At 47.0% G+C, this 781-nt stretch carries 1 protein-coding gene; it reads left to right on the top strand.

Going from position 1 to position 781, the window contains the following annotated elements; genetic code table 11:
* A partial coding sequence (locus R7Z47_RS24545; protein ID WP_411913060.1) for a GH36-type glycosyl hydrolase domain-containing protein occupies positions 1-602 on the top strand: 602 nt, incomplete at its 5' end.
* Positions 603-781: the final 179 nt, after the last annotated feature.

The following is a 781-nucleotide window of genomic DNA, read 5'->3' as shown; positions in this document are numbered from 1 at the left end:
AGAATCTATTCTCTGAATACGGCCTACATCTGAACTCACCATCATTTGCAACACCAAATGATGATATCGGCTTTGTAACGCGCGTTTACCAAGGCGTAAAAGAAAACGGGGCGATCTTCTCACATCCAAACCCATGGGCTTGGGTTGCTGAAGCAAAATTGGGGCGCGGTGACCGTGCGATGAAGTTCTACGATGCACTCAACCCATACAACCAAAACGACATCATCGAAAAACGTATCGCAGAACCGTACTCCTACGTGCAGTTCATTATGGGTCGAGACCACCAAGATCACGGTCGTGCAAACCACCCATGGCTAACTGGCACATCTGGTTGGGCTTACTTCGCAGTGACCAACTTTATCCTTGGTGTTCGCACAGGTTTTGATGGTCTAACTATCGATCCATGTATTCCAACTAACTGGCCTGGATTTGAAGTCACTCGTCAGTGGCTAGGCGCGACTTACAACATCAAAGTTGTTAACCCTGATTCAGTCAGCAAAGGCGTGAAATCTATCACTCTGAACGGCGAAGCTATCACTGGCGCATCAGTACCAGTTCAAGCGGAAGGCTCCGTGAACGAAGTGATCGTAACACTAGGTTAATCGCTTAAAAATGCCCCAATGCACTTTTGCTCTTTAGCTTGTGCATTGGGTTCGCTAGCAAAATTTTAAGGCGCGGTGTATTGCCGCCCTTATTGAGGTTCGAATCATGATCAAATTTGGTACAGGCGGTTGGCGCGCATTCATCGGTGAAGAATTCACTAAAGATAATGTTCGTTTGG

The organism is Vibrio sp. 1641, assembly GCF_033339995.1.
GTDB classification, from domain to species: domain Bacteria; phylum Pseudomonadota; class Gammaproteobacteria; order Enterobacterales; family Vibrionaceae; genus Vibrio; species Vibrio alginolyticus.
The sequence above is the reverse complement of the archived record's forward strand: the minus strand, read 5'-3'. Positions and strand labels throughout refer to the sequence as shown.